Annotated in this window: 8 protein-coding genes and 3 pseudogenes; 4 read left to right on the forward strand and 7 right to left on the reverse strand. The window is 69.2% G+C overall.

Going from position 1 to position 7,638, the window contains the following annotated elements:
- Positions 1-127: 127 nt before the first annotated feature.
- Positions 128-412 (forward strand): annotated as a pseudogene (locus A5659_RS28415) (hypothetical protein); the annotation flags it as partial.
- Between the two features lie 47 nt (positions 413-459).
- On the opposite strand, the pseudogene A5659_RS28075 reads toward A5659_RS28415, so the two are convergent.
- From A5659_RS28075 to A5659_RS06560, 4 genes and pseudogenes are all read right to left on the reverse strand, one after another.
- Positions 460-1,125, reverse strand: a pseudogene (locus A5659_RS28075) (proline-rich domain-containing protein); the annotation flags it as partial.
- Positions 1,126-1,166: 41 nt separating this feature from the next.
- Positions 1,167-1,640: a lipoprotein LpqH gene (locus A5659_RS06550; protein WP_066864020.1), complete on the reverse strand. Its 474-nt coding sequence runs from the start codon at positions 1,638-1,640 to the stop codon at positions 1,167-1,169.
- A 170-nt stretch (positions 1,641-1,810) separates the two neighbouring features.
- Complete coding sequence (locus A5659_RS06555; RefSeq protein WP_066864023.1) at positions 1,811-2,479, reverse strand: S1 family peptidase; 669 nt, start codon at positions 2,477-2,479, stop codon at positions 1,811-1,813.
- Positions 2,480-2,567: 88 nt separating this feature from the next.
- Positions 2,568-3,443 (reverse strand): alpha/beta fold hydrolase, encoded by an 876-nt coding sequence (locus A5659_RS06560; RefSeq protein WP_197497939.1) that lies wholly within the window; start codon positions 3,441-3,443, stop codon positions 2,568-2,570.
- Between the two features lie 131 nt (positions 3,444-3,574).
- Between A5659_RS06560 and A5659_RS06565 the strand changes: the two genes are divergently transcribed.
- Complete coding sequence (locus A5659_RS06565; protein WP_067143712.1) at positions 3,575-5,059, forward strand: amidase; 1,485 nt, start codon at positions 3,575-3,577, stop codon at positions 5,057-5,059.
- A 3-nt stretch (positions 5,060-5,062) separates the two neighbouring features.
- Here the strand turns inward: A5659_RS06565 and A5659_RS28080 are convergent, their stop codons facing one another.
- The 3 genes and pseudogenes from A5659_RS28080 to A5659_RS06575 all read right to left on the reverse strand — a co-directional run.
- On the reverse strand, positions 5,063-5,239 hold the full coding sequence (locus tag A5659_RS28080; RefSeq protein ID WP_197497940.1) for a hypothetical protein: 177 nt from the start codon (positions 5,237-5,239) through the stop codon (positions 5,063-5,065).
- Between the two features lie 20 nt (positions 5,240-5,259).
- Complete coding sequence (locus A5659_RS06570) at positions 5,260-5,445, reverse strand: hypothetical protein (protein WP_066864029.1); 186 nt, start codon at positions 5,443-5,445, stop codon at positions 5,260-5,262.
- Positions 5,446-5,535: 90 nt separating this feature from the next.
- Positions 5,536-5,824: pseudogene (locus A5659_RS06575) on the reverse strand (hypothetical protein); the annotation flags it as partial.
- 138 nt (positions 5,825-5,962) lie between these two features.
- Between A5659_RS06575 and A5659_RS06580 the strand changes: the two are divergent.
- Together A5659_RS06580 and A5659_RS06585 are read left to right on the forward strand one after the other, a co-directional pair.
- Positions 5,963-6,235, forward strand: a complete 273-nt coding sequence (locus A5659_RS06580) for a hypothetical protein (protein ID WP_066864035.1) — start codon at positions 5,963-5,965, stop codon at positions 6,233-6,235.
- A 340-nt stretch (positions 6,236-6,575) separates the two neighbouring features.
- A partial coding sequence (locus tag A5659_RS06585; RefSeq protein WP_156748869.1) for an LCP family protein occupies positions 6,576-7,638 on the forward strand: 1,063 nt, incomplete at its 3' end.

Raw genomic sequence — 7,638 nt, forward strand, 5'->3', positions numbered from 1 at the left:
TATGGTCCGCTGACAGGTCAGCGGGCGTTGCCGTAATCCGGCGCGCCCGCTGACGGTTCAGGTGATCAGCGCCGGGTCAGTACCGCCCACCCAGCCTCCGCACCCGCCCTACGTCCCGCGCCACGATGTGGTCACCGCCAACGCACAGATCGGTGGTCCCGCTGGTCCGGATGTCCAATTCAGCATCGTGGGTCGCGGGGCGCCCCCGCCGCCGCGCCCACATGGCTACGGCTGGAACGACGGCCCGGCTCCGGGCCACCCGCCGCCGCACTGGGAGGGCCCGCCGCCTCCGGGGGGCTGGAACGGACCGCCGCCTCCAGGAGGCTGGAACCGGCCGTGGGACGGTCCGCCTCGTGACTGGGATGCGGGACGGCGCGACTTCGGGCCGTTCAACTACAACACCTTTACCGTCGTGCCCGTCTTCAACTGGCAGTACGGGGGTTGGGGTTACTGGTTCTTCGGTGTCTGGGTGGGCGGCGGGTTCAGCGCCTCGTACCGCTGCCTGTTGTTCGGCGGCGGGTTCTGGTTCGCCGGCGCGTTGTTCGGGCCGCCCTGCGCCGGCGGGTTCTGGCCGTGCTCGTTGGGCGGGTTGTTCTGCCCCGTCTGGGCCGGATACTGACCGTGCTGGTTGGGCTGCGGGGTGTTCTGTCCACCCTGCGGGGGGTTGTTCTGGCCGCCCTGCGGGGGGTTGTTCTGGCCGCCCTGCGGGGGGTTGTTCTGGCCGCCCTGCGGGGGGTTGTTCTGGCCACCCTGCGGCGGATTGTTCTGACCGCCCTGCGGGGGGTTGTTCTGGCCACCCTGCGGCGGATTGTTCTGACCGCCCTGCGGCGGATTGTTCTGACCGCCCTGCGCCGGTGGGCTGTTGTGGCCGCCCTGCGGCGGGTTGTCCTGCCCGCCCTGCGCCGGGGCGTTTCCGCCACCACCGCCAGGCTGGCCACCGGGGTGTCCGCCCGGTCCGCCGGGGTTGCCCCCGCCGCCGCCACCGCCGCCACCGCCGCCACCGCCGTGGCAGTTCGGGCACGGCGGCGGGTCAAGCGGAGCGGAGTACGCCGACCCGGCGTTCAGCGTCGCCGCGGAAATGCTCAGCCCGGCGGCCAACGCGGCGGCACTGACGACACGTTTCATAGACATAACTGCGTCCCCTCTTGGGAGTTATCGCACCTGCACTACGGGCAGGTGAGGTCCAACTCGAATGGCTTGGTCACCTGCTGCGGTTGCTGCGGGTTGCTCATGTCGGTACCGGTAGCTGTGCCCTTGATCGCCCAGTCCTTGCCCTTGACCGCGGCCCCGGCGCTGCCGGCCTGGTTCGGTGCGGCGTCGGAGAAGCCGAGTGCGACACCGTTTACGGTGCCCAGCCCGACGGAATGCACCAGCGGCGGGTTGCCGTTGCTGACCACGGCGCCCAGCCCGTTGGTCGGGTCACCGATCCCGATCGTGATGTTGTCACCCGCGGCGGTGCAGGTGACCTGCCCGCTGATGTTCTGATTCTGACCGTCGACGGTCAGGACCGGACCCGCCGCTGCCGCCGCAGCGGACGACGAGCCTGACGCCCCGGTATTGGATTTGTTGCTCGAACATCCGGCGCTGGCCGCGACCACCAGGGCCACGCCGGCTACGCCGACCACGATCCCACGCTTCACTACTACTTCCCTTCGTGTCGCTGGTTCCGCTGCCTCACACGTTGGCCGCGTCAACCCAGGCGGACTACCTGGACCCGTCGGGCCGACGCGTAACGGCCGGTCCACCTGGTACCCCGTACCCCGGACTTGCAAACGCTACGTTACGTTCCGCCGGCCCGGTCGCCGGGCCGTCACGGAAGAACGCGCAGCCCCCACTTGCCCAGCAGCGGATTGATGAGCATGAAGTAGGTCGTGTAGTCATCACCGTCGGGCGAAGACATCAACAGGCCGACCGCGCTGACGGTGCCGTCCGGGTTCATCACGAAGCCGGGACTACCGCTGTCACCGTCGAGGCTGAACACGCTGGCTTCGACGACGTCACCATTGATGCCTTTCACGGCGCCGCACGTCTCACCGGTCACCGCGCCGATCTTGCAGAACGGCATACCGACTTGAATCTGCTGGCGGCTCAACACATCCCGGACCTGATACCGGCCGCCGACGTCTCCCACCGGCATACCGACACTCGGCTCGAGACGGATGATCGCGGCGTCCCTCTTGTCGCCCTCATGCTCGCTGGCGGAGATCCTGCCGAGCGGTGCATCGTTGCCGTAGGTCCACTCGCTGCCGTCGTGCGCGTCGCAGTGGCCGCTGGTCATCAGGTAGTAACTGCCGTCGGAACCCTGTGCCGCGAATCCGGCTGTGCACCTTCCGGATTCGTGATCGACCCCGATGCCCGGAGCCGGCGGCGGCGACGGCAGGGCCGGGGGCGGTGCTGCCACAGCGGTTTTCGCCGACGTCGTGGCGGCCACCAGCACGGCACCCAAGAGTCCCAAACCCCGCAACCACGGCATGGTCACGCCGCCCCCCTCCGCTTGTGCCCGGCAGATAATAGCGGCGCCGCTCGCCTGAAATTAGATGGCGACCAATCTATTCCACGCACGGGGTTCACCCGGCATCGACATGCCGGGCAAGGAACTCCAGCACAGCGTCGGCGAAGACGTCGTTGCGGTCACCGGCCACCATGTGACCCGCACCGCGGACGTCGGCGAATTCGACTTGCGGGAAACGCGCGAGGAATTCGTCGGCGCGCTCCTGGCTGACCAGGTCGCTCATCTGGCCGCGGATCAGCAGGATCGGCACCCCGCCGCACAGGATGGCCTCGACCGCGGTGTGCATCCGATCCGGGTCGGTCACCTCGAAAGGGGGGAAAGCCGCAGTGCCGCTGATGAACTGCGGATCCCAATGCCAGTACCAGCGATCGCCGCGGCGACGCAGGTTGGTGGTCAGGCCTTCCAGGTCGGTGGGTCGCGGCCGGTGCGGGTTGTATTCGGCGATCGCGTCGGCGACTTCGTCGAGCGAGCTGAAGCCCGACTCGACCCGGTCCGCCATGAAGGCGTGTATTCGGTTCGCCCCGGACTGGTCCATGTTCGGCACGATGTCCACCAGCACGACCGCGCTGGCGATGCCCGGCGACAGCTCCCCGGCGAGCAGCATCGACGTGAAACCGCCCAGGGAGGCGCCGACCAGAACCGGTTGCGGGGGCAGCGTGCGCAGCACCTCTTGGACGTCGGCGGCGAAACTGACGACGCGATAGTCGCCGTCATCGGACCAATCCGATTCGCCGTGGCCGCGCAGGTCGACGGTGACGGCCTGCCACCCACGGGCAGCGACAGCGGCGGCCGCCTTACCCCACGACCGCCGGGTCTGCCCGCCGCCGTGCAGGAACACCACGGCGCGCGCGTGCGGATCCCCGAGGCGGTCAGCGACGATCTGGACCCCGCCGGGGCCCTGGATCGTGAACGGTTCGGCTGCCGCGGGCATCAGGTGATACTAAGGCGCGCCCACCAAAAGCTCGCGTTGGCTTAACGTCAACGGCATGCGGCGGCCTCAACGCGAAGGTCGTCGGGCATCGCCGGTGCCGCGCGGAATCGGACCGCAGCGAAGGAGAACGCATGCACCTCGACGAGTACATGTCGCACGATGCGACCGCCCTGGCCGAGCTGGTCGCGAGCGGGCAGGTCGCCCCCGCCGAGCTTCTCGCGTTGGCGCGGCAACGAGCGGACGCGGTGAATCCGCGGCTCAACGCCATCGTCTGCCGCCTCGACGACGTCGCCGACCGGCAAGCCGCCGACCCCTCGCTGAGCGGGCCGTTTGCCGGCGTGCCGTTCCTGATCAAGGACCTCGGCCAGGAATACCGCGGCTTTGCGACCTCGTGCGGGTCCCGCTCGCTGGCCCATGACGTGGCCGACCGGCACGCCCTGGTCACCCAGCGGTTCCTCGACGCGGGGCTGGTGATCTTCGGCAAGACCAACACCCCGGAATTCGGGGCCAAGGGCGTGACCGAACCCGACTACTGGGGCCCCGCGCGCAACCCCTGGGACACCGGGCATACCCCCGGCGGCTCGTCGGGCGGATCCGGGGCGGCCGTGGCGGCGGGCATCGTGCCGGCGGCGGGCGCCAACGACGGCGGCGGGTCGATCCGCATTCCCGCCGCCTGCAACGGGCTGGTGGGCCTCAAACCCAGCCGGGGCCTGGCGCCCTACGGCCCGCAGACGGGTGAACTGATGTTGGGCATGGCGACCCAGGGCGTGGTGTCGCGCACCGTGCGCGACAGCGCGGCGCTGCTCGACGCGATCGTCGGGCCCGACCCGGGCGCGGCGTACCGAGCGGCGTTGCCCGACAAACCCTTTGGTGAACACATCAAACAGCGACCGGACACCCTGAAGATCGGCTACTCGGCGCGGTCGGCCATCAACGCCCGGCCCCACCGCGAAGCCGTCGCCGCTCTCGAAAAGACCGTGGCGCTCCTCGACGAGTTGGGCCATCAGGTCGAGGAGGTCGCACCCCCCTACGACGATGCCGCCCTGGGGCGCGACTTCCTGACCATCTGGTTCGCCCAGCTGTATCAGCAGGTCGCCGACATCAAGCGGCGAACCGGCGCGCGCGACAACGACTTTGAGGCCGACACCTTGGCCATCGCCGAACTCGGGCGGTCCGGCGGCGTGCTGCCGGTGATGTCCGCGCTGGAGAACCGGAACGATTACATCCAGTCCCTGACCGCGTTCCATGCCAGCTACGACTTCTTTTTGACACCCACCCTGGCCACCCCACCGCTGGCCGTCGGCGCCACGACGACCGCGCCCGTGCTGCAGCGGGTGGCTCGGCTGGTGAGCAAGGTGCGCGCCGGAAAACTGATGGGGCTCAGCGGGATTCTCGATGACCTCATCCAGGAGAGCCTCGGCTGGGTGCCCTACACACAACTCGCCAACCTCACCGGCCGCCCGGCGATCAGCGTGCCCCTGCACTGGACCGACGCCGGACTTCCGCTGGGTGTGCAGTTCGTCGGGTCGATCGGGTCAGACGGCGATCTGCTGCGCCTGGCCGCGCAACTGGAAGAGGCGCGGCCCTGGGCCCACCGGCATCCGGCACCGAGTTAGCGGTTACGCGGCGGGACCGCCGTCTTCGGGACGCCGCCGGCCCCGCCACAGGCCGGCGAAGCGCCGGGCGATGTCGCCGAGGCGACCGCCCGCGTGCTGCGAGGCCTTGATGCGGCCCAGGGCTTCTCGCCCCTCGTTCGCGTAATCCTTGACGGATTCGTCGCCTTCCTCGGCGCGCATATCTGTCTCCAATCCTGTTGTTATTCCGGCGCCTGACGCTCGGGTGGTTCCGATGGCGTCAAGCGCTCGGGCGGTTCGGCCGGCGTGAGCCGTTCGGGCGTTTCCGTCGGCGTGAGCCGCTCCGGGGTCTCGCCGGGGGTCCCCGGCTGCGCGGGCTCCGAATTCTGCGGCCGCTCCGCCGAGAGCCTGAGGCGGGTGTCGATCATGCTCGGTCCTTTGCTCGGCTCATGGGCGCGTACCCGCGGTACCCGGGCACCCAAACGCCCGCGGCGATACCGGATCGACGCGGCGGCGTGCTAGGCGCGGGCCGAGTCCTTATGCGCCTTGATCGGCGCGGTGCTGGGCCACCTTGAGCAGGTTGCCGCCCAGGCTGCCGCGCGCGGTCCGAACCGTCACCAGCAGCCAGGTGAACAGCAGGCCCGCGTAGGCGACGGCCGCGGCCACCCTGCCGTAAAGGGTCAGGCGGCTCCTGATCATCGCGATGATGTTCAGCGAGGCCACCAGCGACAAGCCGAACATCGCGTAGCAGCCATACAGCATGGTCGTGCGCCCGCTGCCCGCCGCCATATGCGGGAGCAGCAGCGCGGCCGCGATCACCCATGCCGAGGACCTCGACCCGGCTGTGCGCCGGGGATGCGTCGTGCGGGTTCGCCATGGCCACAGCTGAAGAACCCCACTGCGCCGGGTGAGCGGCCCGCCGGATCAGCCGCATACACTCTAGCCGTGGTCAATCCGGCGCAACCGAGGTCGGCGGTCACGAGGATCCCGCTGATCGTCGGCGTTGCCGTCGTCGCGCTGCTCGCCGTCCTGGCGGTGCCCATCAAGCAACGATGCGGGGCGCCGGGCTATTCGTGCGCGTCGACGCTGGATACCGACGGCAACATTCACTACTACTACGAGGTGGAACCGGCGGGCGTCTACCTCGCCGAGATCGTCACCGGCGCCAACATCACGCTCTTCTACTCCTCGGGCGAGGACCTGGTCAGAGCCCGCTAGCACGCGTTTGCTGGGCGGTCCGCTGCGAGAGCGGGCCACGGGGCCGTTTCCGCCCGGTAACAACTTCGGCTCGATCCGGGCGGCGGCGTGGCCGGCGCGAGACCGCTCGGTGACCCCGCCACCCGCAACCGGGCAAAACCTGCTGGTAGAGCGAGGATCACGGAAGCTGGTCGCGCCCGGCCGGCCCGACGGGCACGCTCGGCCCGACCGTGTGACGGGTGCTCTCGATTGGGGGCTTCATAGCAAGCTAACGCATACTTGTCACCATGCTTGAAGCGACATCGCCGCAAAGCACCGTTGCGGTGCCCGGTGATGTGCTGGGCGTGGGCAGAGGTTTGTGATGGCCCGCTCGGGCGGCGCCCATCGCCGTCATCGAGCCGTCCGTCAACCCTCCCGTCTCCGTAAAGGGCTGACGCGCACCCTGGGCGCGCTGGTGTCCGTGGCGGCCGTCGGGCTGACCGGGGCCGGGTACTACGTGGCGCACGGCGCGCTAGGCGGCATCACTGTCTCGAACGCCCTGCAGCCCGACGATCCGCGGTCCAGCGGCGACGACATGAACATCCTGCTGATCGGGCTCGATTCGCGTAAGGACCAGGACGGCAACGACCTGCCCTACTCGATCCTGAAGCATCTGCACGCCGGCGATTCCGACGACGGCGGCTACAACACCAACACCATGATCCTGGTGCACGTCAGCGCCGACAACAGAGTCGTCGCCTTCTCGATCCCGCGCGACGACTGGGTGCCCTTCACCGGGGTGCCGGGATACAACCACATCAAGATCAAAGAGGCCTACGGGCTGACCAAGCAGTACGTCGCCCAAAAGCTGGCCAACCAGGGCAGCAGCACCCAGAAGGAACTCGAGACCAAGGGCCGGGAAGCCGGCCGGGCGGCGACGCTGCGCGCGGTGCGAAACCTGACCGGTGTGCCCATCGACTACTTCGCCGAGGTCAATCTGGCCGGGTTCTACGACCTGGCGCAGACCCTCGGCGGCGTCGACGTGTGCCTGAACCACCCCGTCTACGACTCGTATTCCGGCGCCGACTTCCCCGCCGGGCGGCAGCGGCTGGACGCGTCCGAGGCGCTGTCGTTCGTCCGGCAGCGTCACGGCCTGGAAAACGGCGACCTGGACCGCACCCACCGGCAGCAGGCGTTCATCTCGTCGGTCATGCAGGAGCTGCAGGCCGCGGGCACGTTCACCAACATCGACAAGCTCAAGAACCTGATGGCGGTGGCGCGCAAGGACGTGGTGCTCTCGGCGGGGTGGAGCGAAGACATGATCCAGCGCCTGGGCGGGCTGGCCGGTGGCAACGTCGAGTTCCGGACGCTGCCGGTGGTGCGTTACGACAACATCGACGGCCAGGACGTCAACATCGTCGACCCGGCGGCGATCAAGGCGGAGG

The sequence above is a fragment of the Mycobacterium sp. 1165196.3 genome, from assembly GCF_001673415.1.
Taxonomy (GTDB): domain Bacteria; phylum Actinomycetota; class Actinomycetes; order Mycobacteriales; family Mycobacteriaceae; genus Mycobacterium; species Mycobacterium europaeum_A.

Bases quoted from the DNA above. Each gene is read 5' to 3' on its own strand.
- A5659_RS06560 (WP_197497939.1), bottom strand. From the start codon at position 3,443: ATGCCCGCGGCAGCCGAACCGTTCACGATCCAGGGCCCCGGCGGGGTC.
- A5659_RS06565 (WP_067143712.1), top strand. From the start codon at position 3,575: ATGCACCTCGACGAGTACATGTCGCACGATGCGACCGCCCTGGCCGAG.
- A5659_RS28080 (WP_197497940.1), bottom strand. From the start codon at position 5,239: ATGCGCGCCGAGGAAGGCGACGAATCCGTCAAGGATTACGCGAACGAG.
- A5659_RS06570 (WP_066864029.1), bottom strand. From the start codon at position 5,445: ATGATCGACACCCGCCTCAGGCTCTCGGCGGAGCGGCCGCAGAATTCG.